Genomic DNA, 25,120 nt, shown 5'->3' with positions numbered 1-25,120 from the left:
AGCGACGATTGAATGTGGTAAAGTAAAAGGGGGGTGTGTATGATGCCAACAATTACGAAAATAACCACTCAAACAAAGCGAACGGATCGCTATAATATCTTTATAGATGAACAGTATTCGTTTAGTGTTGATGAAGATGTTCTGTTAAAGTTTCAATTAAAAAAAGGAAAAGAAATTGATGCGTTATTATTAAGTCAAATTCAATTTCATGATAATATTCAAAAATCGTTTATAGATGCTTTAGGATATTTATCGTACCGCATGCGCTCTGAAGAGGAGATTCGTTTATATTTAAAGCAGAAAGGAATTGAGGAGCCGATTATTCATGAAACGATTCATAAGCTTTATCAATACAATTATCTAAATGATTTAGACTTTGCTAAAGCTTATGTACGTACGCATGTAAATGGCGGCAATAAAGGACCAATCGTACTTCAGCGTGAGTTAAAGGAAAAGGGAATTAGTGATCTATTGATTCAACAAGCGCTTCTAGAGTATCCCTTTGATGTACAAATTGACCATGCTAGGCATTTAGCTAATAAATCAATCAAAAAGGAAAAAGCTATTTCAGAACGGGCTTTGCACCAAAAGCTTGAGCATATGTTAAGCCGCAAAGGATTTTCACGCGATGTGATTGTCGTTGCCCTAGAAGGCGTAACGATTGAAAAGGATGAGCAAGAAGAGTGGGATTCTTTATGCTATCAGGCGGAAAAAATCATTCGTCGCTACCGCGCTTATGAAGGCTTTTTATTTCAACAAAAGGTTAAGCAAGCGTTATTTCGTAAAGGTTTTTCGCTTGAATTAATTGAGCGTTATTTAAACGAATTAGAAGGCGAGTAAAAATAGCCAAACGTTAATTTTTTCGTTAATATGGAATGGAACGAATTCAATAATTAAGGGGTCATATAGATGAATGATGTAAGATACAGCTTGATGTCACCATATGAATTGCAGCAAGAAATTGCAAAATTGACTGAAAAGGCTCGAAAAGCGGAGCAGTTAGGCATGGAAAATGAGTATGCCGTATTAGAAAGAAAAGCAACTATGGCGAAAGCCTATTTATTAAATCCAGATGATTTTAAACCGGGGGAAATTTATCAAATTGAAGGAGACCCTGGTGTTTATTTTAAAATTGATTATATGAATGGTGTTTTTGCATGGGGTTATCGCCTAGGCGGCACTGGGAAAGAAGAGGCTTTGCCCATTTCTATGTTGAAATAAAATTGGTATTGTCTGTTCATTGTAAAAGAAGTGAAGGAGTGGAGGAATCCACTCCTTCTATCAGTTACGATTCCTTCCTAGTCATTCGTTTTAGACTAATGAGGTTTTATGTTTCTTTCGTTTGACCATTAATTTGTGATCATGTATGTTTAGGGTTTTAAATTGGAACTTTAAAACGCTGGTTTGTCATAAACTAATCCAGAATCCTAAAATTTAAGAATTTCGCTTGTTAGAGGCTCTCATGCGTTCCTGTGGATGAGTATTGATGGATCCATCAGCACGTTTGGAAGAAAACTCGGGTTTAGCCCGGGGCTCTCCTTGAAATTTGTTGTTATTTTGGTTTGGAAAACCTTTTTCTTTATTTCGCAATTATGTTCCCTCCAAATCGTTAAAATGAAAAACGCGTTTCCGCGTACTACTAGTATGAATCGTCGTCAGAGGAGAAATGACACAAAAATATTGGCAATGAGGTGAGATTAATGAAGGATTACCATGAAAAATTAACGAAAAAACTGTTAGAAAAAAATACGCAAATATCTTATGAACAAGCGTTAACGTGGGTTGAATTATTATGGGAAGATTTTGAATCAACCTATGCTAAGGCAGGACATGAATATGCTGGAAAAGAGATGACGTTTCGAGTGGTAAATAATTGGATCAATCGGTATGGTGAAAAGTTTCATGAATTTGTTGCTCAAAACCCTAAATATCGACATTTGTTACGAAATTCGGATTCACTTCATTAAAAAGCTGAAGGCACGGAATTACTGGTGCCTTCAGCTTTTTTTGTAAATTATATGGTTCATCAAAAAATGGGTTAAAACCCAACAGCATTCTATAACATAGTCTACTGGTTCAATGAGCTGAACTTCAAATGCCCAATCTGCTATAAGATAATGTTTAATTTCTTTTGCAGTTTAGCTTCACTAAAAATCCAACCTGTATAGGAATTCAAAATATTTAAGTTGTAATCGAGATGAACGACAGCGACGAAAGGGTAATAGCCATTACTTCGATAACGCAAATCGATAAAACGAACTGCGTAATAGTGCTCCGTCTTTTCAATTTCCCAACGATAAATAGGAGAGAAAGAAAGGAAGGCAGCTAAATTCACATCATGTTTTGCGGCTTCTAATACTTCACTATTTGGGAGTGGAATTCGGTCAAATGTATCAAGAATAATCACTTGCCCATTTTCTGCACGAGCAACATGAAATTTCTTGTCGGTCATCACCGCGATTTTCCAGCGTCGAAACCGCATAGTAGGCGATAGTACGATTTTATGGCAATTTGGAATTTGTTGGCGAACAGCTCGCTTGACTAAAGCTTGTTCTCTGAAACGGGTAATATAATACAAAATAATAATGCCATACATAGTGAGAAATAGACTACCGGGAGGGAGATGGAAGCCCCATAAAATTAACCCCACTACATGAATGCCAAAGATAAAGGGATCAAACGTATTAATGACACCAAGAGCCACCCACCTTTTGGAAATCGGTCTAAGTGCTTGTGTACCATAGGCATTAAAAATATCGACAAAAACATGAAGAAAAACAGCTAGAAATGTCCAAAGCCATAAATGAAGAAAGTCGGCTTGAGGTAAGAAGGCAAAGATAACAGTGCTAATCGCAATTGGCCATAGCAAAACAGCAGGGATTGAGTGAGTAATTCCACGATGATTTCTTATGTAGATTGCATTATTGCGTAATTTAAGAATAGTATCAATATCAGGAGCTTGGGAACCTAAAATGGTACCTATAAGCACTGCTTGAGCCGTGCTAGAACCGTCTATTACAACTGGATCTAGAGTTGCGAGTCCTCCAAGTGCAATTCCCATAACAAAGTGAGTGCCGGTATCCAAACGTGAGACCTCCTTAAGCCTTAGATAGTATCATCATAACTTATTTTTGTTCATCCACCAAACGAATATAGTTTAACTTCTACCCAATTATTGGATTTTTATTTATCCTGCATCAAATAACGGGCTTATAGTACAATGAAAGAAGTGTTTTTATACTATATATATGCCCAATTTTTTAAAAGGGTTTAACATCTGTGGAGGAAAGAAAGTGAATGATAAACTTGAACAATCTTTATTAAATATAGATAAAGAATCATTTCAGAATGATTTAATTGATTGGTTTGAAGCGGAGCAACGAAATCTTCCTTGGCGTGAAAATAAAGATCCTTATCGGGTTTGGGTATCGGAAATTATGTTGCAGCAGACGAGGGTGGATACGGTTATTCCATACTTTAATCGATTTATCGAATGGTTTCCGACGTTAGACGATTTTGCGGAAGCCGATGAAGAAAAAATTTTAAAAGCGTGGGAAGGGCTTGGGTATTACTCACGTGTTCGTAATTTGCATAGTGCTGTTAAAGAAGTGAAAGAAACATATAACAGTGTTGTACCGGATAGCCCGGAGGAAATTTCTAAGTTAAAAGGTGTCGGTCCTTATACAGCAGGAGCGATTTTAAGCATTGCCTATGGAAAACCGGAGCCGGCTGTGGATGGAAATGTCATGAGGGTATTGTCGCGTATTTTAGTTATTGATGAAGATATCGCAAAACCGAAGACACGTAAAACCTTTGAGAAAGCTGTACGAGCTTTAATCTCTCACGAAAATCCTTCAGCCTTTAATCAAGCGTTAATGGAGCTAGGAGCTCTTATTTGTACGCCAGGAAAACCAGCTTGCTTACTCTGCCCTGTTCAAAAACATTGTCAAGCTTTTGCTGCCGGTATTCAGACGGAATTACCAGTTAAAATTCAAAAGAAAAAGACACGGGATGTACCAATTGTAGCTGCCGTGTTGAAGAATGAACGCGATGAGTTTTTAATTCATAAACGTTCTTCAGAAGGTCTTCTTGCCAACCTTTGGGAATTTCCGAATTATGAAATGCATACGTCGATTCAGCCGAAACGTGCTTTTTTTGAAGCGAGCTTTTTAGAAAGTTATAGAACGGACGTGAAACTATCTGATTCGTTTACTATGCTGGACCATGTCTTTTCTCATTTAGTTTGGAAAATAGATGCTTATAGAGGGAGTCTTTTAACGGATATTGAAGAAAGTGTGATGAAAGAACAAAATTTAAAATGGGTGAGTAAGGAAGAGTTAGAGCAATATGCTTTTCCTGTTTCTCATCAAAAAATATGGAAGTCCTATCAACAAACGTATGTGATGGATTAAACAAGTTCCCCTTATAAAAAGCTAGCGTATGTGGTTGGACACATACGCTAGAGGGAGTTAATCGAATTTTACCTCGGTACCATGAGTATAGTCTGCCTCTTGTCGATGCAGTCCTCCTCGGTTTTCAATTTCCTCGATAATTTCTCGATGAATAGTCTGTCCTTCTTGATTTAAATAAGGTACCATTTGTTGAAGAGAGTGATGGAAATAAGCGAGTTCATCTTGATTCCATTTTGACTTTGGTAACATAGATAACTCGGTCATATCACGACCTACATACATTGAAAAACACTCCTTTTTTGCTTATTCTCTTTAAAAAATAAACTTTTATACTTGGAAAGGCGGAATAAACAAATGACACAAAAAGTTGCACTTGTAACAGGAAGTAGTAAAGGATTAGGAAGAAGTACGGCATTAAAATTAGCTGAGGCAGGATATGACCTTGTCATTAATTATGCACGCAGTAAAACAAAAGCAATGGAAGTAGCCGCTGAAATTGAAGCGATGGGGCGCAGAGCACTCGTTATCAAAGCGAATGTAGGCGATATTGAAAAAGTAAAAAAAATGTTTGCTGAAATTGAAGAATATTATGGTCGATTAGATGTGTTCGTTAGCAATGCTGCTTCTGGTGTTCAGCGTCCTTTAATGGAGTTAGAAGAATCGCACTGGAATTGGACGATGGATATTAATTCGAAAGCTCTTCTGTTTTGTGCTCAAGAAGCAGCTAAACTAATGGAGCGAAATGGCGGCGGGAAAATCGTGAGTATTAGTTCGCTTGGCTCGATTCGTTATTTAGAGAATTATACAGTTGTAGGCGTTTCAAAAGCAGCATTAGAAGCGTTGACACGTTATTTGGCGGTGGAGTTAGCTCCAAAAAACATTTGTGTGAATGCAGTTTCTGGTGGAGCTATTGATACAGATGCATTGAAGCATTTCCCGAACCGAGAGCAGCTGCTTAAAGAAGCAGCCGAAGAAACACCAGCAGGCCGCATGGTGGAAGTGGATGATATGGTCAAGACGATTATGTTTTTAATTTCTGACGGTGCAAGCATGATTCGTGGTCAAACGATTATTGTTGATGGCGGTATTTCATTACTTGTTTAATTACTCATTTATTTTCTTTCTTTTTTAGGATAATCTCCGCGATGATGGTTATCTTATTATCGTGGAGGTGATTTCAATGGCTAAAAAAACACAAACAGGTACAAATGTTGCTAAAGTAAAACAACAAAATGCTTCAGCAGGACAGTTCGGTACAGAATTTGCAAGTGAAACAAATGCTCAAGAGGTAAGACAACAAAACCAACAGTCTCAACAAAATGCAGGAGCGAGACAAAGCGCTTCAGCAGGACAGTTCGGTACAGAATTCGCAAGTGAAACAAATGCTCAAGAAGTGAGACAACAAAACCAACAGTCTCAAAGCAGAGCAAAACGCTAACCAAACAGCGCAAAAAGCATCCTTCTAGTAGAGGGGTGCTTTGTTTACGTTTTATGATTCTTTTTCGACAAAAGTTCTGTTTGCTTTACAAAATTTATTAAAGGTAATTTACAAAAAATAAAGAATATACATAATAAAGAAAATAAAGGTAAGGTAGGTGCATAAAATGGAGGAATTCGACCGTTTGATTGGTGTGCAGTTACAAACGATGGACAAGCTTTTATTTTTGCAATCAGAAATTGAGCGCTGTCAAGAGATTGAAAGACAGCTTCGGGCATTGCAAGAGCTAGGTGCCGTTTCTATTCAAGAAGAAATTGAACAGAAGAAGAGCGAACTGGCAGAAATTCAAAAAGTATTTGAAAAGCAAACGGAAGAAGTCATCCGTCATTTTCAATTAGAACAAGCGGCATTGTAATAAAAGTTTAGATAAAGTGAAATGTCCACTCAGGGAGGGCGATTCATCCCTGCTGATGGTTCATTGAAATAATCAAATCTTTACGGGCAGCTTCCCCTACCTATCTTCCTTTTTTAAGGGTCCGGCTGCCCATTAAGTGTGAGATGAAAATTAGGATAAAAGAGGCTAATTTATAGGTAAGGGAGCTGTGGAAGGTCACAATATTTCGACTTTTTACACTTATTTACTAATAGATTGGTCTCTTTTGTTTTAAATTTATCAATAAATCGTTATAATAAAGGAATATAAGAAAAATGGAAAAGTTTAAATATATTGAACACATGAATCGTTTTAGGAATCAGGCACAGGAATGTGAAATAGGGTGCCTATAGAAAGTAGGGAGAGAAACCATGGGGATTGTTCCTACCGAGGGAGGGAAAATCCAAATCCAAAGTTATAAGCATAACGGACATATCCACCGAATCTGGGAAGAAACAACAGTTTTAAAAGGAACGCAAAATTTAGTCATTGCAGCTAATGATCGCACGATGGTAACGGAATCTGATGGAAGAACGTGGATTACTAGAGAACCGGCTATCTGTTATTTTCACTCTAAATACTGGTTTAATGTAATTGGAATGTTAAGAGAAGATGGTGTGTATTATTATTGCAATATCAGTTCTCCATTTACGTATGATGAGGAAGCGCTGAAATATATTGATTATGATTTAGACATAAAAGTATTCCCGGATATGACGTTTAATTTATTGGATGAGGATGAGTACGAAAGACATCGAAAACTGATGAATTATCCAGATGCAATTGATAACATTTTAAAGAGAAACGTTGATTATCTGATTTATATGATACGTCAACGAAAAGGGCCATTTTCGGCAGAGTTTATTGACACATGGTATGAACGTTATTTAACATATCGTTAATGAGGGGGAAACCTGTTGGATTATCAACAGGCTTTTTCTTTGGCTACACGTATTGTAAAGACTTAAATAATAAGGAGAAATCATGTGGACAGCGTAAAGAGATATTTGCAATTTGTAAAGCCGTATAAATGGATTATTTTCGCAACAATTATTATTGGCTTATTAAAATTTACTATACCACTGCTTCTTCCCTTGCTTACAAAGTATGTAATTGATGACATTGTGGCTAATCATACAATATCGACTGATACAAAAACAGAACGACTATTTTGGGTTATGGCGATTATGGCCTTTGTCTTCATTGTACTCCGACCGCCGATTGAATATTTCCGCCAATATTTTGCGCAATGGACAGGATCTAAAATTTTATTTGATATTCGCAATCAATTGTTTACTCATATTCAAAAGCTGAGCTTCAAGTATTATGCGAATCATCGGGCTGGTGAAGTCGTTTCAAGGGTTATCACAGATGTAGAGCAGACAAAGAATTTTATTATTACAGGCTTAATGAATTTGTGGCTTGACCTTGCTACCATTGTCATTGCAATTGTGATTATGTTTTCGATGGATGTGCCTCTAACGATTGTTTCGTTACTGCTTTTGCCGTTTTATATCTTTTCGGTTAAGCATTTTATTGGCAAGCTTCGAGCATTAACGAGAAACCGTTCGCAGGCACTCGCCGATGTGCAGAGCCATTTACAGGAACGGGTACAAGGGATGTCGGTGATTAAGAGCTTTGCTAGAGAGGAGTACGAGCAAGAACAGTTTAATCAACAAAATAAGAACTTTCTTGAAAAAGCATTACAGCATACGAGCTGGAATGCTAAATCGTTTGCTGTTGTCAATACGATTACGGATCTAGCTCCGCTTGTTGTCATTGGATATGCAGGGTATCAAGTGATTCACGGAGGACTATCACTAGGAGAGATGGTTGCTTTTATTGGATTTATTGATCGTTTGTATAATCCACTTCGTCGTTTAGTTAACTCTTCGACAACTTTAACCCAAACATTAGCGTCTATGGATCGTATGTTTGAATTTGTGGATGAAAAATATGATATTACGGATAAGCCGGGAGCTGTAGAGTTAGAGAAGGTGGCAGGGAATATTACATTTGAAAATGTTTCTTTTGCCTATGATGAAACAGAAGAGCGGACTTTAAAGCGGATTCACTTAGAGGTGAATCAAGGAGAAACTATTGCACTCGTTGGGATGAGCGGAGGCGGAAAGTCCTCGTTAGTTAGTTTAATTCCACGATTTTATGATGTTACAGAAGGGCGGATTTTACTAGACGGGAAGGATATTCGTGATTTAAAAGTTCGTAGTCTTCGAGATAAAATCGGGATGGTCCTTCAAGATAATATTTTGTTTAGCGAATCGGTAAAGGCGAATATTTTGATGGGAAATCCAGAGGCGACAGATGATGAGGTTATTGCCGCAGCAAAGGCTGCAAATGCGCATGATTTTATTATGAATTTAACTGACGGATACGATACGAAGGTAGGAGAACGAGGAATCAAGCTATCTGGCGGACAAAGGCAACGCGTGGCGATCGCTCGTGTATTTTTAAAAAACCCGCCGATTTTAGTGCTGGATGAGGCGACTTCGGCCCTGGATTTAGAAAGTGAACATTATATTCAAGAAGCGCTTGATAAATTGGCGCATGATCGAACGACTTTCATTGTTGCTCATCGTTTATCGACGATTACTCATGCCGATCGAATTGTATTGATTGAACATGGCGAAATTGTCGAAGTTGGTACACATGATGAATTGATGAAAAAACAGGGTCATTATTATCAGCTTTTTCAAGTTCAACAGCTGGATGCATAAGAAAGCCGATTTTGGTCTAAATAAGCTGAAACATCAACACGTTATTTAACAAGAACCTATCTTTATAAAAAAGGGTGCTGCGCTTCGGCGGCACCCTTTTTTTACGCTATTTTCATGGTGTTTCTTGATTTCTTGATATAGTGCTGTATATCAGGTAAAAGCATTCCAACAACAATTAAGCTGATCCCAAACCACTGCTGGGGAGAAACATATTCTCCTAATAAAAGAACAGCTGTAACCATGGCAGATGGCAGCTCCGCAGCAGAAAGAATCGCACCTAATCCAACGCCTACTTTCGGCAAGGCGATGGCAAAGAGGAAGAATGGAATGGCGACTCCAAGCAGGCCGAGTAAGATGCCGATTTGCCATAAGTCCGTTGTGATGATTCGTGTGACTAATTGAACAGGATTAGCTGTGACAGCAGCGGCTAGCATACCTCCTGTACCAATATAAAATAATCTAGAAGTTGTCTTAACTTTTGTCGCAAAACGAGCATTACAGAACATATAGATTGAAAAAATAAGGGCGGAAAGCAACCCGAATAAAACACCTTTTATGCTTAGGGCAGAAAAGGGTTGGCCGAAAATAGCTCCAGTTAATAATGTGCCGACAAAAACTAGACCAATCGCTATCATTCTATTTTTACCTGGCCATTTTCTAGCTAATAAACATTCAATAACAGTTCCCATCCAAATGCATTGAAAGAGAAAGACAACAGCGATAGAGGCAGGAAGCTCTTGTACTGAAACAGCGTATGTTTTACCGACCAAAGCAGCTAACATTCCTGTTAATAACAATAATCCAGTGTGCTTCCAAGAAACGCGATAAGAACCTGAAAAAAGAAAAACGATTGCGATAATAACCCATCCGATTACATATTGTGAACCGACTAGTTCTCCTGGATTAAAGCCGTTGGAATAACCAATTTTAATTAAGGATGATAATGTTCCGTAACAAATGGCTCCAATTAACATCATAATTGAATATTTTAACAGTTGCATGAACTAACACTCCTTTGTAAAAATAAAAAACGTCACTTGTCGTAATCGACAAGTGACGAACGAAAAAAGGAAACCTTTTAAAATTTCGTCTCTCAGCTAAGAGCCAAGTTTAACTAGAGTTATATAATTAAGATTAATGACCTGCTTACAAAAAGTCAAATTATTTTTTAAGCAGGTTTATTAAATACTAGAGGCTGATTCAGGCCAGCCTTTAGTTATTAATCAGCCTCTTCCTCAACAGAGACTTCGTTGACTCCTTTATGAAAAGATTGGAAGCTGACGATGAGTTTTTCTAAATGATCGAGCTGTTCGCCATATTCCATAATGGCTGAGATTAAAGGAACAATTCTTGTTGATACATGTTCCTGGCCATCATGTATGGCATCTAGTTTATAATGTTGTTCAAAAAAGAGTGTGAGTAATTCTTGTTGACTTAAATAATCTTCACCGCTCCATTCTTCAAGATGACTAATTGATTTAATTTTTTCAATATGTTGGAGGAGAAGCTGTTCGTGCATGTGGCTTAAATAATCAAGATGTTGTAAAAGTTTACGTTGGAAATCCTCAGGTAAATGATTAATTTCATTTTCAAACTTATGAATTCGTTTTAATGTTTCAAATGCTTTTTTAGTGGTGATCAGCATTTGTCGATAGACGACTAATTTTCTTGATTTGGCGAGATTATTTCTTTTGAAATATTCTCTTTCTTCTTTGAACATCGAATAAGTTTGTTCAATTTTTAATAAATCTTCTTTTAAACGATGGATATCCTTCTTAAGAAGCATTTGATCGGAAGCGTGCCTTGTGCTGACTCTGATCCATTTTAATGTATCTTCAGTTGCTTCTGTAATTCCGTTATATAGTTTTGTTTCATACTTAGGTGGCAAGAACACAAGATTGACGACAAAGGATGAGAGAATTCCGAGTAAAACAGAAGCACAACGAATAAAGGCAAATTCAAGAAATTCTCCACCCTGTGTTTCCATAATCGCAATGACTGTCACGATGGAAAGGATAATCGTATTCTCCATTTTTAACTGAATATTAATTGTAATAACAATCATAACAGCTAAACCAATAATGAAAATATCATTTCCAAATAGTAAAACGAAAGCAATGGCTACAATCGCACCAATCAGATTTCCTTGAATCTGTTCTAAGACGGATTGATAAGACCGATAAATCGTCGGCTGAATCGCAAAGATTGCGGCGATTCCAGAAAGCACCGGGGCAGGAACGTTTAGCAGTTCCGATAAGTAAAGTGCTAAAACAATTGCTATTCCCGTCTTAAGAATGCGGGCGCCTAACTTCATATATTTAAATCCTTTCAAAGTTTATAGTTTGTAACATTTTGCTAATTAGCAACGAAGTAAACAACTGTAATATACAAGGTTTATCTCATAGTTTCAATAGGTAAATCAATATTTTAATTATTGTTACAATTAGTATATGTTTGATTACGAATAAAAAAACTGGCTCCTATAATTAGGAAACCAGCTTTGGATTTCGTTCAAAGATAAGGCAGTATAAAATCCCCAATCCGCTTCAGGCACCGAAGAGGATTGGGGATTTTTGTTTATTTAGATTACTCGGTGGACACAGATGGGTCCGCTTGTTCTTTGACTGGTACAACTTGAATGAAATGCCTCTTCGGCTCTTGGAGTAGTGCTTCAAGGGAGGCAGCTTCCTCTCGTTGACCTTGTTCGTTTAATAAGGTCACATAATTGCCTAGCAGTTCCTCGATATCTTTCACGCCTTCGTCATTTAAAGAATCGATGGAAACCTTTGCTCCTTTGGCAATTCGCCGTTTAAGAGTCTCTTTTGTTAAGCCAGCTTCTGGTTGATGGCGTAAATAAATGACACCACCTGTCATACCGGCACAAATCCATGGGCCCGGATCTCCTAACACTAATCCCCGACCATTTGTCATATATTCAAAAGCAAAACCTTTAATATTGGCAGAGACCGCGATATTTCCTTGCTCATTATCTGGGATTGGCTGTTTTAATTGACCGCCAATAATTATATCAGCACCAGATAGACGAATACCTGCGCGTGCATCTGCGTCACCTTGGGCGATGAGCAATCCATGCTGTGCGCCATACCCGAAGCCTTTCCCAACAGAGCCGTTGTAGAAGTTGCCGTCTTTCCCTTGCGATTTGAAGATGAAAATATTTCCTCCAATTGCGGTTTTACCAATACCATCTTGTGCGCCGCCGTTCACTTTAATCGAGATGCCTTCACTATTATAAGCGCCTAAACCGTTTCCTGGAATCGATCCATCCTGATAAGACAACTGAACAGGAGGGAGCTGTTTGTAGGAGCCATCTAGTCGATTGCGAACACGGTGACAAGATACTCGACTTCCAAGCACACGCTGCTCAGATGTGATGGAGCTGTACGAACGAGATTGTTGTAAATCTTCCACTTGTGCATCTAAATATTCTGCTCCTACGGCTACCTGCACGGCACTTTCATTTAAGTAAGAATTCGTTTCTATATTAGAAAATGGTTCAATATCTAATGTTTTTAACAAGTATGTTAAATTTAGTGCATCAAATCCTTTTACTTGTTCTAATAAATCGGAGCGACCGACAATATCTTGAAGGTTTCTCGCACCGAGAGAAGCAGTTAATGCCTTTAGCTCTTTTCCGAAGGCGGTAAACATATTCGTTAAACCGAGAACGGCTAAATCGAATTTACGCGGCACAAAACGTCGTAAACCATGTTCTTTTGCTTGGGCTTCTGATTCAATCTGTGTCGCAATGCCAACATGACATGTATCCAAATGGCAGCCGCGGCATGTTGTACAGCCTACAGCAATCATTGATAATGTACCGAAGCCGACACGATTGGCACCAAGCAGCATTACTTTTAAAATGTCAGCGGCACTTTTTAACCCGCCATCTGCCCAAATTTCAACATGTTGACGAAGTCCCGCTTCAAGAAGAGCATTGTGAGCAGCTTTTACTCCAATTTCAACAGGAAGCCCTACATGCTCTAGTGCATGAATCCGAGCGGCTCCTGTACCGCCATCAAAACCAGAAAGTGTAATAATATCCGCTCCTGCTTTTGCGATGCCGACAGCAATAGTGCCGATATTGGGAACGACAGGCACTTTAACGGCTACTTTTGCTTTATCATTCGCTGTTTTTAGCTCATGAATCATTTGCGCTAAATCTTCAATCGAATAGATGTCATGATTATTAGATGGTGAGATTAAGTCAGAGCCAATCGTTGCATTTCGTGCTTCCGCAATTTTGGCTGTTACTTTGGAACCTGGAAGGTGGCCGCCCTCACCAGGCTTTGCACCTTGCCCAATCTTAATCTCTAATAGGTTAGAAGAGTTAAGGAGCTCTGCATTGACACCGAAACGGCCGGATGCGATTTGCTGTCCGCGAGTTTTCGGATATTTACCGAGCATATCTTTAATTTCTCCGCCTTCTCCATTCATACTAATCATGTTCAGTCTATTGGCTGCTTCTGCATAAGCGCGGAAAGCTGTTTCATTTTGCGACCCAAATGACATGGAAGCAATAACGAATGGCAGATCATGATCCTTTATTGAAATGTTCACGTCTTCGGCAGAAAGCGATGTATTTGTTGTCTTAAAAGATGTTAAGTGTCTTATCGCTGTTGGATTGTTTTCTTCTTGTTCAGAAATTTTTTCCCGATAGGCATCGTACTCTCCGGTTGTAGCCATTTCACCAATTGATTTCCAAATTCGTGGAAACAGGTGGAAGGTTTTGCCGATACGTTCTTTTTCATTTTGATAATCTGCTGCACGTTGAATGGCATCTGCTTTGAGTGCATCGAAATTATAGCTTAATTCATGGGAACCGAAAAAGTTGACAATTTTTAAATGTTGAACAATTTCCTCATGCAGGCCGATACTTGAGAACAAGCGTCCATATCCACGCAGCTCATGAATCCCAATGGTCGAAATGACTTTTTCTAGTCCTTTTGTTAAAGCTTGATATAAGTTAACAGAAGGTGTAGCTTCTTCCGTAGAGAGGGAGAAGAACATGTAATAAGGACTAATTAAATTGGCTCCAAGACCGTAAGCAAGAATAATATCGTGCAGGGACCGAAGTGCAGCAGAACGTAACAAGATAGAACAGTCGCGTCGTTTGCCTGTTTGGACTAACGTTTGATCGACAGCTGATGTAACTAAATGCGGATCAAGCCACAGTTTGCCGTTTTGGTGAGCTTCTTGATCATCAAGAATAAGCAAGGTTTTGCCTGCATTAACAGCGGCCACTGCTTCATCTGTAATTCTAGTTAGTGCGTCCGGAATACTTTCTGTTTTAGTAAATGTCGTAGAAATAAAGGCCGTCTGCTTTTCTGTTTCATAATAGTGAACGAGTTGATCATAGCTAGGCTGTTGAATAAGGCTTGAACAGTCATAGCCGAGCTGTCCTTCTATTAATAACGGTGTTAATAATTCCGTTACTTTTCCAGCTTGTTCAGCAGCGAACAGTGTCGGACGTTTGCCGATAATGGTTCGTGTAGAAAAATGTTCTGTTTCCCGGTCACGGTCAATCGCTGGATTTGTCACAACGGCTACGCTTTCTTTAATGAAGTCTGCGATATTGGTCCGCTGTGAATTAAGAGCTGCGAGCGGTGCGTCATGCCCTAAGGAACGAATCGGCTCGACTCCTTTTTCAGCCATTTGTTCGACTAATTGAATATGTTCTCTTTCCCAACCAAATGCTTTGTACTGGCCATTATGAATGGCTTCAGGCTGTGTTGTTGTCACCACTTTTTTGAAAGCTGGTGTTTGAAGACGCACGCTATCATTAGCTAAAGTAAATCGTTTTTTAAATCGTTCATAAATTTCTTCTTGAAAAGCTTTATAGTTATACAGTTTAATAGAATCCTTTTCCCATTTTAAGCCGACTTTTTCTCCTGGACCAAGCGGTTTTGGGTCACCAGTGTACTCAGAAGAAGAAATGATACCTGGTTCTGAAGAAAATAGATAGGATGATTCTATTTCAAGCTGCCAAAGAGGACGTAAGCCTAATGAATCAACAGAGAATACGGCTTCGTCACCGAAACGAGAAATGATGGCCGCAGGACCTTGGGCGAAATGTCCCCAAGCTTCTCTTAAATACGTATATAGATTTTGAAGATGAGCAGGATAGACTTTTATTTCATTAATAATAGGCGGGAAGACTAAATCTATGGCTTCGAATAACGAGAAGTTATGGCGATAAATAAACGTTTCAATTGTTCGGTTTAAATCTTGGGAATCACTTCCGTCCTTGGCGAGAGGGGTATTTATCATTCTTGCTTCATCACGCAGTTTAGCGATCGTATTAATTTCTCCGTTATGACCGAGCACACTAAAGGGCTGCACGCGGAAGAAGCTGGATAATGTATTAGTTGAAAAACGGTTATGACCTAATGTCATCGTTGAAGCTGTTACGGGATCTGCAAGATCTGGGTAGTATTTAGGTAGAATATCACCGGCGCCCATCACTTTGTATACCGCATGATATTGGCTAAGAGAAGCGACGTGAATATGATGATTTTGTTCAATTGTGAGAATGAGCTCGAATAGGATGCTGGATAGTTCAGACTGTTGTTTCGTGTTTGCGGTACAGGCGAACTGCCAAAAGATAGGATTTTCTTGAATGGCAATTGGGCCTAATGCGTCTTGATTATAGGCTTGATCTGTTTCGAACACTAATGATAGGCCATGCTGAAGGAGCTTTTCTTTAACTTCTGTTTTTAGTTTGTCAGTATTTTCTTTTTTGCTTAAAAATAAGTGGCCAACAATAAATTGGTTGCTGTCAACAAGGGTAGGATCTATATTTTTTGCTGCTAATTTCTTTTTCCAAAGAGCTCTTGGAATATCAATATGAATCCCGACACCGTCGCCTTCTCCGTTAATAAATCCGGCGCGATGATTCATTTTCACTAATGCATGAATACAAGCGAAAATATTTTTATTTGTGGGCACTCTTTTTTTTTCAATACAAGCAACGATGCCGCAAGCATCATGTTCTTCTTTATAAAACTTTTTAAAAGTAGCTGGGTTCCATTGTTGAGTCATTTGTTCGGCTCGTAATAAGGATCCACCTTATTAACTGCCTTTCACCTCCTACAAAACTTGTAATAGTGCAAGAAAACTCATATGAAAAGTAAATAAAGTATTTAACTTTTTAATAAATGGAATGATAAGATAAAGGATTAAAAAATGGGAATATAAGTTAATGATATCATCTAAATATTCAGAAATCAATCGCGCTTAAATGTACGGTAGATTGATTGAGGAGGTCTAATCTTTTTTTTAGAACGATTATAGAACAGCGGAGAAGAGCAAAAAACTCCTCGAAATCAGGCATGCTGTTTTCGAGGAGTTTTTCTTCCTTACTTAGTCATTAAATGTTTGAAAGCGTGCTCTACAGCTTTTAATGTATACGTAATATCTTCTTCTGTATGAGCAGTTGTTAAGAACCAAGCTTCGTATTTAGATGGAGCTAGATTGATTCCTTGTTGGAGCATCAATTTGAAAAATTTACCGAACATTTCTCCGTCTGTGTTTTCTGCTTGCTCGTAATTTTCAACTTTTTCCGTTGTGAAATAAATCGTTAAGGCCCCTTTAAGACGGTTAATCGTAATGGGAACATGATATTGTTCTGCTAATTGTAAAATGCCATCCTCTAATATTTTTCCTAAACGATCAAGTTCTTCATAAAGACCTTTTTCCTGTAAGACTTCTAAACAAGCGATGCCCGATAACATAGAAGCTGGATTTCCTGCCATTGTTCCAGCTTGATAAGCTGGGCCGAGTGGAGCAACTGTGTCCATAATTTCTTTTTTTCCACCGTATGCACCGATAGGCAGTCCGCCGCCAATAATTTTTCCAAGGGCGGTTAAATCTGGTTGAACTCCTAGTAAATCTTGAGCGCCTCCGTACATAAAACGAAATGCGGTAATGACTTCATCAAAAATAACGACAGCACCAGCTTCATGTGATAACTGAATCACTTCTTCAAGAAACCCTTTGTTAGGTTCCACGATTCCAAAGTTGCCGACAATCGGTTCAACGAGTACGCCAGCTACTTCAGGACCCCATTTTTGCAGAGCTGCTTTAAATGGTTCAATATCATTAAATGGGACGGTAATCACTTCTTGAGCACTGCTGTTTGTTACACCAGCAGAGTCAGGTGTACCGAGTGTGGAAGGACCGGACCCAGCTGCAACGAGTACAAGATCGAAATGTCCGTGATAGCAGCCAGCGAACTTGATAATTTTATCGCGGCCTGTATAAGCACGGGCAACACGAATGGTTGTCATAACGGCTTCTGTGCCTGAGTTTGTAAAACGAACTTTTTCTAGATTTGGCATGGCTTCTTTGAGCATTTTCGCGAATGTAATTTCATGTTTTGTTGGTGTTCCATATAAGACACCTGTTTCGGCTGCATATGTAATAGCTTTTGTAATATGAGGATGAGCATGCCCCGTGATGATTGGACCGTAGGCTGCTAGATAATCAATGTATTTGTTTCCGTCGACATCCCAAAAATAAGCGCCTTGTCCACGTTCCATGACAACAGGTGAACCGCCGCCGACTGCTTTATATGAACGGGAAGGGCTATTTACACCACCGACAATATGTTCGAGAGCCTCTTTATGTAAACGCTCAGAATTAGTGAATTTCATTATGAAAAGCCTCCTAAATAAACTTACAAATATTCATACACCATCATAGCACTTTTTGCTGTAAAAAACATGAAGGCCGGGATATTGTGTGCGACAATTTAAACGTTTCTATTGTTTATAGAAACGTCATTGGATAAACTAAGTGATTAGACAGGAATTTTATTGGAGGACTACGGAATGAGTAATGCAATTGAAGTGAAGGGGTTGCGGAAAGAGTTTAAATCGTATTCAAGCCGCTCTGGGTTGAAAGGAGCTTTTCGTGACTTATTAACAAGAAATTATAAAATTGTGCCTGCGGTCAATGATATTTCATTTACAGTGAAACAAGGAGAAATGGTCGCTTATATCGGAGAAAATGGAGCGGGCAAATCGACAACCATTAAAATGTTAACAGGCATCTTAACTCCGACCTCAGGAGAAATTGTAGTCAATGGTATGAATCCGCATCGGGAGCGTGAAAAGTTCACTCGGACGATTGGGGTTGTGTTTGGGCAACGCTCACAGCTTTGGTGGGATATCGCTGTACAAGAATCGTTTCGATTGTTGAAAAAAGTATATAAAGTATCAGATGAGCAATATAACGAACATATGAATCATGTAATTAAAACGCTCGATATTGAGCCGTTGCTTGATAAACCGGTTCGGAAGCTTTCGCTTGGACAACGTATGCGCTGTGAGTTAGCTGCTGCTTTAATTCATAACCCGCCCCTTTTATTTTTAGATGAGCCAACGATTGGTTTAGATGTACTTGTTAAATTAAAAATCCGCGAATTTTTAAAAGAGATTAATGAAAAATACAATACGACCATCTTATTAACGACTCATGATCTGGGAGATATTGAGGCGCTTTGTGAACGAGTCGTCATGCTTGATAGTGGAGAAATTATTTATGATGGGGAATTGCAAAGCTTAAAAGAGAACTGGGGAGAAGATAAGGAAGTCCATTTTCAATTTGTAAAGCCTGTCCAACAAGCAGAGTTGGAAGCATTGCCTTTATCATTTCCGGTTATATGGGAGTATGATGAAAAAAATCATACGTATTTAGCTGTTATTAAAGATGAGGGTGATCATATTTCACAGCTCATTTCGATCGTCGTTACTTCTTTTCCTATTAAGGATGTTAAAATTCATGAAACATCTATTGAAGAAATTGTGCGAAATATATATGAAACAGGCACTGTCTGACCTTTGCTAAAGTGAACAGAACAGATGAAAGGGGAGAGAGTGTGAGTAAATACATCGAGATGATTCGGATGCGCTTCTTAATGATGTTGGCGTACCGATTAAATTATTACACAGGAATAGTAATTTATACGATTAATATCGGAGCGTATTATTTTTTATGGAGTGCCATTTATGGAGATAAAGGATCCATTGAAGGATTAACGATTGAGCAGATGACTTCATATGTGGCGATTGCTTGGATGGCGCGAGCGTTTTATTTTAATAATATTGACCGAGAAATTGCCATGGAGATTAAGGATGGCAAGGTCGCCGTTGAACTGCTTCGACCGTATCATTATTTAGGAATGAAGACGATGGCTGGATTAGGAGAGGGGATTTTCCGCTTTTTCTTTTTTTCGATACCAGGAATGCTTCTCGTCACGCTTCTTTTCCAAGTACATATTCCGTATAATGGAGCAACTTGGGGGTACTTCGCCATTTCGCTGCTATTTAGCTTTATTATTAATACTCAAATTAATTTATTAACAGGAATTATGGCCTTTTTCTTCTATAACAATACCGGTTTAATTCGTGCTAAGAGAGTAATAGTGGATTTATTCTCCGGATTACTTTTACCGATTAGCTTTTTCCCATTGTGGGCGCAAGGTGTAATGCAGTACTTACCATTTCAAGGGATTAGTTATATACCGAGTATGATTTTTACAAACGGTTTTAGTCATAGTGAGCTTTTGATGGCGTTAGGTCAACAATGTATTTGGGTAATTATTCTGCTGATCCCGATTCAACTTTTATGGATAGTAGCTAAAAAACAGCTCATTATTCAAGGAGGTTGAGGAAATGTTTTATATAGGAATCTTTTTTCAATATGTTAGTCAATATATGAAGACGAGATTGGAATACCGCTCAGATTTCATTGTGGAAATTTTATCTGATTTATTTAATCAGACGGTGAATTTAGTGTTTATTCTCGTTGTTTTTGGCCACACACAGTTTTTAAATGGATGGAACAGAGATGAAATTATTTTTATTTACGGCTTTTTCCTTATTCCATATGCGTTATTTTCAGCCTTTTTTAATATATGGGATTTTAATGATCGATATATTGTAAAGGGGGAAATGGACCGTATCTTGACGCGGCCGATTCATAGTTTATTTCAAGTTGTGATTGAGAGAATGGAGCTAGAATCGTTGTTTGGGTTAGTGACGGGTTTTATTATCATTTTTTATGCAGGGGCCAATTTAGGACTTGAGCTTGCTTGGTATGATCCGATTTTATTTGTGCTATTTGCGATAGGAGGGGCACTTGCTTATGCATCTGTGTTTATTGTTATCGCAAGTGTTGGCTTTTGGTCGGATTCTAAAACATCGATTATGCCGATGATGTATAATATCGGCAACTATGGTCGTTATCCAGTGGATATTTATAATAAAGTAATTCGTTTCATGCTTACGTGGGTACTGCCATTTGCTTTTGTCGGCGTATATCCTGCTTCATACTTCCTAGGGAAGGAAGAGTGGTACATTTTCTCGTTTTTAACACCGGTTGTTGGGCTTGTCTTTTTTACGGTGTCAGTGATGATTTGGAATCAAGGAATAAAAAAATATCGTGGAGCAGGAAATTAAGCAACTCCCTTCAACTGATGTTGGAGGGAGTTTTGACGTTCGGAGGAATCAAAGGACCTTCAAGATGAAGTTCACTTTATAAAGGGCATATATCGCTAGGACAAAGAGTAAAGATAGGGTATGAGTTGCTTTTGAAATGAGGCGTTTCTTATGATGTTTTATGTATTGGTCGTTGGCGTCGTTTTTTGTATGACGATGAGTATTCGAACACTTTTTTTAGCGGATTCAGAACAAAAGCGATTTTCAGTAGAAAACTTATTATGGCTTGGCAATTTGTATACGACAATTTTAGTTGGTTTTGCACTCATTTATTTATTATTTGAGCTGCAAAATTATGCAGTTATATTAGATTTGGGCAATCGATTAGATGGGAATTTTTCAGAGCAATTAAAAACAGCTTTTTACTTTAGTGCGATGACAATGTTTTCAGTTGGTTATGGAGATATTAGCCCGATTGGGGTAGGGCGGATTATTGCAACGATTCAAGCATTTATCGGATATACGTTGCCAGCTGCTTTTGTCATTCGGACAGTGATTGAGATGGAACATTTTGATAGAAAGGATAAATGAAAGTTGTCTTTCTTATCATGTTTGAGTACGATTACGATGAGAAAGAAAGATGGAGGTACATATTATGACAGTTCGTATTGGTGAGAAAGCTCCTGATTTTCGCGTTTGTGATCATCGTGGAGGAATGGTTTCGTTAGCAGATTTTAAAGGTAAGCATGTTGTGTTATATTTTTATCCGAAAGATATGACACCTGGCTGTACAACAGAAGCGTGTGATTTTCGCGACCAGCATGAGCAGTTTGAACAATTAAATGCCGTAATTATTGGAGTAAGTCCGGACCCGGTGGATAGACATGTGAAATTTATCGAAAAACACGGTCTCCCATTTATTTTATTAGCAGATGACCAGCATGAGGTAGCAGAGCTTTATGAAGTATGGAAGCTAAAGAAAAACTTTGGTAAAGAATATATGGGAATTGAACGTTCTACCTTCTTAATTGATAAAGAAGGGGTACTTGTGAAAGAGTGGCGGAAAGTAAAAGTAAAAGGGCATGTAGAAGAAGCTCTTGAATATGTTCGAAGTTTAGGTGAATAGTCGGAGAAGGTATGCCTATTTTCAGTTGGAAAGGCTTTTGTCCAATTCAAAACAGGCGTAGATGAATATGCTTGTAGTAAGGGAATACCTCCTCACAAACTGTTGCGCGGGACTTAGGTTCCCGTGTTTTTTATTGTATAAAAGACTATAAATGAATAAGAAGAGTGAAAGGAGAATGAGCAAGATGCTTATTGTCTCAACCATTACACCATCAGAAGAAATTCAACAGCATATTAAGCAAGCGTTTCCTAATGTAACATTCAAATATGAAGAGGTATGGAACGACAAAAGCTTGGCAGAAGCGGAAGTGCTGATTACATATGGAGAGGACTTGACCGACGAGCATATTGAAAAAGCAAAGAAGCTTAAATGGATTATGGTGATGAGCGCAGGTTTGGAGAAAATGCCTTTTAAGTCAATTGAAGAGCGTGGAATTCTTGTCACCAATGCTAGAGGCATTCATAAAATTCCTATGGCGGAGTATACATTTGGAATGATGCTGCAATATGAAAAAAGACTCAAACAATTAATTCAGCAAGAGCGTGATGAAAATTGGCAGCGCAGTATCGTAACAGGAGAATTACATGGTAAATCAATGCTTATTCTTGGTACAGGAGCGATTGGTGGAGAGATTGCTCGATTAGCTAAAGCGTTTGGAATGACAACAATGGGGATTAATCGCAGCGGTCAGATTGTTGAGTATATTGATATTCTTTATAAAATGGAGGAATTACTAGCTGTTTTACCTCAAGCTGATTACATCGTTTCGGTATTACCGAGCACGAAAGAGACACGGTATATCTTAACGAAGAAACATTTTCAGGCAATGAAGAGCAGTGCTGTATTTATCAATATCGGTCGGGGGGATCTCGTTAAAGAATTCGTTTTACTTGAAGCGTTAGAGAAAAAGGAAATTACACATGCTATTTTGGACGTGTTTAAATCTGAGCCGCTTCCACGGAATCATCCTTATTGGAATATGGAAAATGTTACAGTAACCCCCCATTTATCAAGTCAAAGTGATCAATATCTGCCGCGCTGTTTCGTGATATTCGAGAAAAATTTACAAGAGTATGTATCAAATGGTAAAAAATATATCAATGTCATTGATATAAACAGAGGATATTAAAAAGCTTTGTATAAAAAACTAATAAAAAACGATGAATCCTCGTATAATGGACTATATTTAGTGGTAGAAATATTGACAAAATAAGTCGATAACAGGTACACTATTTATAAATATTATAATTTAATAATTTATACTTAATTAGAAAAAGAGGTGTATGGCGGTGTCTGAAGTTCAATTAAAAGAAGCTTTAAATTCCTTGAAAGATACCGGTGTTAGAATAACTCCTCAAAGACATGCGATACTGGAATATTTAATAAACTCCATGTCTCATCCAACAGCAGATGATATTTATAAAGCGTTGGAAGGGAAATTCCCGAACATGAGTGTAGCTACTGTTTATAACAATCTTAGAGTATTTCGCGAAGTGGGATTGGTGAAAGAACTAACCTATGGTGATTCTTCTGCAAGATTTGATTTTGTGACAACGAATCATTATCATGTTATTTGCCAAAGTTGTGGAAAGATTGTGGACTTTGACTATCCTGCATTGGATGAAGTTGAACATTTTGCTGCTCAGGTTACAGGATTTAAAGTAAATGAACACCGGATGGAAATTTACGGACAATGTCCAGATTGTTCGAAAAAAGAAGCGCATTAAAAAAGTTCCACCTTTTTGGTTGGAACTTTTTTCTTTTATAGCTGCCTTTGATTATATTTTTTGTTGAATGTCTTGCCTTCCAAGCTTTTGTCTAGTGTGAGTGCTTCATTGCAGTGCATACATATGTCCACTCGTCCTAAAATTTTGGTAGGCTTCTGGCAGCTTGGACAAAGAACTTGGACTGTTTTAGTAGATAACATTCCAATCCAAAGATAAACACCTGTACTTGCTATAATGCATAAAAGACCGAGAAGCATAAAGATTGTCATCACAATCGGATGTGATTTGAAGATAATACCGAGGTACATAACAAGGAAACCGATGAAAATCAAACTTAATGCAAATGTTCTGATTTTATTGATTTTACTAGAATATTTAGCCATGATAGTCCCTCCTGAAACAACTATATCACAGATGGTTTATGGAAAAAAATGAAAATTTTTTTGGGTCAAGAAAGAAATCATATCTATATTAGGATTTAGCAGGATTATAAAGAGTTTTGTAGAAATTTAAAAAATGGCTTTGTTATAATTAAGTTTTTCGGATGCGGCTCACTTTGTGCAAAGTGAGCTAAAATCACGTTTAAATTTAATGATAGTGCCTAAATAAAGCTTTTGGAGGAAGAGAAGATGGAGGATATCCTTCGCCCTATTTATCAAGAACGTGCTAGTTTGCAATCCACTCTTGGAATTTTATTAATTGAAAAAAGTGAAGACGCTAGTTTGATTACAGATACATTTGATTACATCCTATTTGTAATTGTAAATGAAGCAGAAGATTCAGTATTTGTTAAACACTATATGTATAAAGAGAAAAAAGCTGCTCTTCACATTGTTCAGGAAGAGCAATTAAAAAAGTGGCTTCTTTTAGGCACGAATCGAAAAGTTGTGAATTGGATTCAAGAAGGTAAGATATTGTTTGATCGTAATGAATACTTAAAACAACTTAAAACGGAAATCCGAGAGTTTCCTTTTTATGGTCGGAAATTAAAGAAAGGTTTAGAATTTGCGAAGTTAATCCGTCGTTATACAGATGGAAGAGCATTGTTTGAGAATGGTCATTTTCTAGACGCGTTTAATCATATTGTTCATTCCCTTCATCATTTAGCACGTTTAGAAGTTATTGAACAAGGATTTTACCCAGAAGCAACAGTATGGAATCAAGTAAAACTTATCGAACCAGAAATTTATAAATTGTATAAAGAATTAGTCAGCAGTGAAGAAACGTTACAAAAAAGATTAGAGCTTTTATTTTTAGCTAGTGAATTTTTAATTCATTCTCGAATAAGTATTGGTTCACAGCACTTGCTTGAAATCATGGAAACGAAAGAAGAACCGTGGACGATTGCTGAATTAATGAATCACCCGGAGCTTATATACTATACAGTGGACTTAAGTGTGTTAGTTCAATACTTAATAGAAAAGCATGTTATCCAATCCGTTAAAGTAGAAACAAAAGGGCAGGGAGTTTTTCATAGATATTATCAAACATAATTTTTTTAAAAAATTATGTTTGATATTGACGTTAAACAAAGAGCGTGATATATTAATAAACGTCGCTGAGAAACATCACGTTTCGAAGTGGAAATCAAAAAATAAAAAACATATTGACGAGTAAGAAGTTGATGTGATAAGATATAAAAGTTGCTTGAGAGATAAGTGATGCTAAATTGCTCTTTGAAAACTGAACAAAACAAAGCGTCAACGTTAATTTTTAAAGTGAGCACACACTATAAAAAGTGCAAAGAGCTAATTCAAATTCTATCGGAGAGTTTGATCCTGGCTCAGGAC

At 37.8% G+C, this 25,120-nt stretch carries 25 protein-coding genes; 17 read left to right on the top strand and 8 right to left on the bottom strand.

The features are described from left to right. Positions 1 to 42: 42 nt before the first annotated feature. Together recX and D1953_RS19560 are read left to right on the top strand one after the other, a co-directional pair. Positions 43 to 840, top strand: a complete 798-nt coding sequence (recX, locus tag D1953_RS19565) for a recombination regulator RecX (RefSeq protein ID WP_119118888.1) — start codon at positions 43 to 45, stop codon at positions 838 to 840. 69 nt (positions 841 to 909) lie between these two features. Next, the gene (locus D1953_RS19560; protein WP_119118829.1) at positions 910 to 1,221 is read left to right on the top strand and encodes a YfhH family protein; all 312 of its coding nucleotides are present in this window, start codon (positions 910 to 912) and stop codon (positions 1,219 to 1,221) included. Between the two features lie 213 nt (positions 1,222 to 1,434). Here D1953_RS19560 and D1953_RS19555 read toward each other — a convergent pair whose 3' ends face one another. Beyond that, a complete protein-coding gene (locus D1953_RS19555) occupies positions 1,435 to 1,590 on the bottom strand; it encodes a small, acid-soluble spore protein K (RefSeq protein ID WP_119118828.1) in 156 nt (51 codons plus the stop codon). 110 nt (positions 1,591 to 1,700) lie between these two features. Here D1953_RS19555 and D1953_RS19550 point away from each other — a divergent pair, with 110 nt between their 5' ends. Beyond that, complete coding sequence (locus D1953_RS19550; protein WP_119118827.1) at positions 1,701 to 1,967, top strand: YfhJ family protein; 267 nt, start codon at positions 1,701 to 1,703, stop codon at positions 1,965 to 1,967. A 140-nt stretch (positions 1,968 to 2,107) separates the two neighbouring features. Here the strand turns inward: D1953_RS19550 and D1953_RS19545 are convergent, their stop codons facing one another. After that, on the bottom strand, positions 2,108 to 3,085 hold the full coding sequence (locus D1953_RS19545; protein WP_119118826.1) for a metal-dependent hydrolase: 978 nt from the start codon (positions 3,083 to 3,085) through the stop codon (positions 2,108 to 2,110). 208 nt (positions 3,086 to 3,293) lie between these two features. Between D1953_RS19545 and mutY the strand changes: the two genes are divergently transcribed. Beyond that, positions 3,294 to 4,412: an A/G-specific adenine glycosylase gene (mutY, locus tag D1953_RS19540; RefSeq protein WP_245980276.1), complete on the top strand. Its 1,119-nt coding sequence runs from the start codon at positions 3,294 to 3,296 to the stop codon at positions 4,410 to 4,412. 57 nt (positions 4,413 to 4,469) lie between these two features. Here mutY and D1953_RS19535 read toward each other — a convergent pair whose 3' ends face one another. Then, positions 4,470 to 4,694 carry a hypothetical protein gene (locus tag D1953_RS19535; RefSeq protein WP_119118824.1) on the bottom strand — a complete coding sequence of 75 codons (225 nt, stop codon included), beginning with the start codon at positions 4,692 to 4,694 and terminating at the stop codon, positions 4,470 to 4,472. A 72-nt stretch (positions 4,695 to 4,766) separates the two neighbouring features. On the opposite strand from D1953_RS19535, the gene fabL reads away from it, so the two are divergent. The 5 genes from fabL to D1953_RS19510 all read left to right on the top strand — a co-directional run bounded on the left by fabL (position 4,767) and on the right by D1953_RS19510 (position 9,018). Beyond that, on the top strand, positions 4,767 to 5,516 hold the full coding sequence (gene fabL, locus D1953_RS19530) for an enoyl-[acyl-carrier-protein] reductase FabL (RefSeq protein ID WP_119118823.1): 750 nt from the start codon (positions 4,767 to 4,769) through the stop codon (positions 5,514 to 5,516). Between the two features lie 76 nt (positions 5,517 to 5,592). Further along, on the top strand, positions 5,593 to 5,850 hold the full coding sequence (locus D1953_RS19525; RefSeq protein ID WP_119118822.1) for a gamma-type small acid-soluble spore protein: 258 nt from the start codon (positions 5,593 to 5,595) through the stop codon (positions 5,848 to 5,850). Between the two features lie 166 nt (positions 5,851 to 6,016). Next, positions 6,017 to 6,265, top strand: a complete 249-nt coding sequence (locus D1953_RS19520) for a YgaB family protein (protein ID WP_119118821.1) — start codon at positions 6,017 to 6,019, stop codon at positions 6,263 to 6,265. A 389-nt stretch (positions 6,266 to 6,654) separates the two neighbouring features. Beyond that, positions 6,655 to 7,185 (top strand): nucleoside tri-diphosphate phosphatase, encoded by a 531-nt coding sequence (ntdP, locus tag D1953_RS19515; RefSeq protein WP_119118820.1) that lies wholly within the window; start codon positions 6,655 to 6,657, stop codon positions 7,183 to 7,185. 84 nt (positions 7,186 to 7,269) lie between these two features. Continuing rightward, positions 7,270 to 9,018, top strand: coding sequence for an ABC transporter ATP-binding protein (locus tag D1953_RS19510; protein WP_119118819.1), 1,749 nt, complete (start codon positions 7,270 to 7,272; stop codon positions 9,016 to 9,018). A gap of 101 nt (positions 9,019 to 9,119) precedes the next feature. On the opposite strand, the gene D1953_RS19505 is transcribed toward D1953_RS19510, so the two are convergent. The 4 genes from D1953_RS19505 to D1953_RS19490 all read right to left on the bottom strand — a co-directional run bounded on the left by D1953_RS19505 (position 9,120) and on the right by D1953_RS19490 (position 17,690). Continuing rightward, the gene (locus D1953_RS19505) at positions 9,120 to 10,019 is read right to left on the bottom strand and encodes an EamA family transporter (RefSeq protein ID WP_119118818.1); all 900 of its coding nucleotides are present in this window, start codon (positions 10,017 to 10,019) and stop codon (positions 9,120 to 9,122) included. A 218-nt stretch (positions 10,020 to 10,237) separates the two neighbouring features. After that, a complete protein-coding gene (locus D1953_RS19500; RefSeq protein ID WP_119118817.1) occupies positions 10,238 to 11,332 on the bottom strand; it encodes an FUSC family protein in 1,095 nt (364 codons plus the stop codon). A gap of 272 nt (positions 11,333 to 11,604) precedes the next feature. Further along, complete coding sequence (locus D1953_RS19495) at positions 11,605 to 16,077, bottom strand: glutamate synthase-related protein (protein WP_119118816.1); 4,473 nt, start codon at positions 16,075 to 16,077, stop codon at positions 11,605 to 11,607. Between the two features lie 317 nt (positions 16,078 to 16,394). Further along, positions 16,395 to 17,690 carry a glutamate-1-semialdehyde 2,1-aminomutase gene (locus tag D1953_RS19490; RefSeq protein WP_119118815.1) on the bottom strand — a complete coding sequence of 432 codons (1,296 nt, stop codon included), beginning with the start codon at positions 17,688 to 17,690 and terminating at the stop codon, positions 16,395 to 16,397. Positions 17,691 to 17,867: 177 nt separating this feature from the next. Between D1953_RS19490 and D1953_RS19485 the strand changes: the two genes are divergently transcribed. The 7 genes from D1953_RS19485 to perR all read left to right on the top strand — a co-directional run bounded on the left by D1953_RS19485 (position 17,868) and on the right by perR (position 23,330). After that, positions 17,868 to 18,875, top strand: a complete 1,008-nt coding sequence (locus tag D1953_RS19485) for an ABC transporter ATP-binding protein (protein ID WP_119118814.1) — start codon at positions 17,868 to 17,870, stop codon at positions 18,873 to 18,875. Positions 18,876 to 18,916: 41 nt separating this feature from the next. Continuing rightward, positions 18,917 to 19,708 carry an ABC transporter permease gene (locus D1953_RS19480; RefSeq protein WP_119118813.1) on the top strand — a complete coding sequence of 264 codons (792 nt, stop codon included), beginning with the start codon at positions 18,917 to 18,919 and terminating at the stop codon, positions 19,706 to 19,708. 4 nt (positions 19,709 to 19,712) lie between these two features. Then, positions 19,713 to 20,498 carry an ABC transporter permease gene (locus D1953_RS19475; RefSeq protein WP_119118812.1) on the top strand — a complete coding sequence of 262 codons (786 nt, stop codon included), beginning with the start codon at positions 19,713 to 19,715 and terminating at the stop codon, positions 20,496 to 20,498. 150 nt (positions 20,499 to 20,648) lie between these two features. Then, the gene (locus D1953_RS19470; protein WP_119118811.1) at positions 20,649 to 21,068 is read left to right on the top strand and encodes a potassium channel family protein; all 420 of its coding nucleotides are present in this window, start codon (positions 20,649 to 20,651) and stop codon (positions 21,066 to 21,068) included. Positions 21,069 to 21,132: 64 nt separating this feature from the next. Next, entirely contained in the window at positions 21,133 to 21,603 is a 471-nt protein-coding gene (gene bcp / locus D1953_RS19465) for a thioredoxin-dependent thiol peroxidase (RefSeq protein ID WP_119118810.1), read from the top strand. Positions 21,604 to 21,787: 184 nt separating this feature from the next. Next, positions 21,788 to 22,732 carry a D-2-hydroxyacid dehydrogenase gene (locus D1953_RS19460; RefSeq protein WP_119118809.1) on the top strand — a complete coding sequence of 315 codons (945 nt, stop codon included), beginning with the start codon at positions 21,788 to 21,790 and terminating at the stop codon, positions 22,730 to 22,732. Between the two features lie 154 nt (positions 22,733 to 22,886). Beyond that, positions 22,887 to 23,330, top strand: coding sequence for a peroxide-responsive transcriptional repressor PerR (perR, locus tag D1953_RS19455; protein WP_119118808.1), 444 nt, complete (start codon positions 22,887 to 22,889; stop codon positions 23,328 to 23,330). Positions 23,331 to 23,365: 35 nt separating this feature from the next. On the opposite strand, the gene D1953_RS19450 is transcribed toward perR, so the two are convergent. Then, positions 23,366 to 23,713, bottom strand: a complete 348-nt coding sequence (locus D1953_RS19450; RefSeq protein WP_119118807.1) for a YgzB family protein — start codon at positions 23,711 to 23,713, stop codon at positions 23,366 to 23,368. A 246-nt stretch (positions 23,714 to 23,959) separates the two neighbouring features. Here D1953_RS19450 and D1953_RS19445 point away from each other — a divergent pair, with 246 nt between their 5' ends. Continuing rightward, entirely contained in the window at positions 23,960 to 24,823 is an 864-nt protein-coding gene (locus D1953_RS19445) for a nucleotidyltransferase-like protein (RefSeq protein ID WP_119118806.1), read from the top strand. Positions 24,824 to 25,120: the final 297 nt, after the last annotated feature.

The sequence above is a fragment of the Peribacillus asahii genome, assembly GCF_003570725.1.
In the GTDB taxonomy this organism is placed as follows: Bacteria; Bacillota; Bacilli; order Bacillales; family DSM-1321; genus Peribacillus; species Peribacillus asahii.
Note: the sequence above shows the minus strand (reverse complement) of the source record. Positions and strands in the feature narration are given on the sequence as shown.